Raw genomic sequence first — 1,659 nt, forward strand, 5'->3', positions numbered from 1 at the left:
GCCTGCTCGGTGATCAGTTCGTGCAGTGGTGTGCCGGGGAGTTCGGTGCGGGGCCCGTTCCATTCCACCAGGACCCGCTCCCGCTCGGCCGGGTCCATCAAGTCGATTGTGCCGATCGGCCGGTCCGGAAGCGCGGTGGCTGCCTCCAGCACCCGGAGGAACCGGTCCGCGATGGCCCGGGCGGAGTCACGGTCGAGGAGTTCCGTACTGAAGTCCAGCGCCGCTTCGATGCCTTGTGGCCGGCGTGACGCGTCGAAGGACTCCGCGAACCCGAACGAGAGGTCGAACTTCGACGAGGTCCGCTGAACCTCCCGGAGCGTGACAGCGAGCCCCGGAAGGCCGGCGATGTCCTTCAGCGCGCCCTCGTGGTCCGTGTTGTTGAAGGTCAGCAGAACCTGGAAGAGCGGGTGATGGGACAACGTGCGGGTCGGGTTGAGCGCCTCGACCAGCCGCTCGAAGGGAAGGTCCTGGTGGGCGTAGGCGGCGAGGTCGGTGTCGCGCACGCGGTCGAGGAGTCGGCGGAAGGACGGATCACCGGCCGTGTCCGTGCGAAGGACCAGCGTGTTGATGAAGAGCCCGATCAGGTCGTCGGCGGCGTCGTCCGTGCGGCCTGCGACGGGCGTGCCGATCGGGATGTCCTCACCCGCACCGAGACGCGTGAGCAGGACCGCGACCGCCGCCTGGATCACCATGAACGCACTGGTGTTGGTGGCGCGCGCCAGCTCCGTCAGCCGTGTGTGCAGCTCCGCCGGCACGGTGAACGGAATGCGGTCGCCCGAGTACCCCGCGACGGCCGGCCGGGGCCGGTCGGTGGGGAGGTCGAGCTGCTCGGGCAGGTCGGCCAGTTGCCGCTTCCAGTAGTCGAGCTGTCGGCCCGCCAGGCTGTCCGCGTCGGTCTCGTCGCCGAGGATGTCCTGCTGCCAGAGCGCGTAGTCCGCGTACTGGACGGCCAGTGGAGCCCACGCGGGCGCTTCGCTGCGGACGCGGGCGGTGTAGGCGGCGGTGAGGTCCTGGGCGAGGGGCGCCCGGGACCAGGCGTCGCTGGCGATGTGGTGGATGAGGAGCAGCAGCACGTGCTCCCGCTCCGACACCCGGAAGAGCGAGGTGCGTGCGGGGAGTTCCTGAGCGAGGTCGAAGCGGTGGCCCACGGCCTCGTCGAGCCGGGCGCCGACCTCCTCCTCGGTCACGTCGACGACCGTGAAGGGCGTCGAGGCGGCCTCGGCGGGCAGCACGATCTGGTACGCGCCCTGCTCGTCCTCGGTGAAGACCGTGCGCAGGCTCTCGTGCCGGGCGACGACATCACCGATCGCCGCGCGCAGGGCCTCCACGTCCAGTGTGCCGTCGAGACGCAGCGTGAGCACGGTGTTGTAGGTCGCCGACGGTCCTTCGAGCTGGTGGAGGAACCAGAGGCGCTGTTGGGCGTAGGAGAGCGGGATGCGCTCGGGGCGGGGTTTCGCGGTGAGTGCGGTGCGGACGGTGCCGGAGGTGTCGAGGGCGTCTGTGAGTCCCGCGACGGTCGGCGTCTCGAACAGTTGCCGGATCGGCAGCTCGACACCGAGGGTGCTGCGGGTGCGGCTGACGAGGCGGGTGGCGAGGAGGGAGTGTCCGCCGAGGTCGAAGAAGTTGTCGTCGATGGTGACGCGGTCGACGCCGAGTACT

At 70.1% G+C, this 1,659-nt stretch carries 1 protein-coding gene; it reads right to left on the reverse strand.

Features of this window, described 5'->3' with window-relative positions:
- On the reverse strand, positions 1-1,659 hold a 1,659-nt coding region (locus ACFW47_RS35200), incomplete at both ends, for a condensation domain-containing protein (RefSeq protein ID WP_386308286.1).

It is taken from the genome of Streptomyces sp. NPDC058796 (genome assembly GCF_042745235.1).
Lineage (GTDB): Bacteria > Actinomycetota > Actinomycetes > Streptomycetales > Streptomycetaceae > Streptomyces.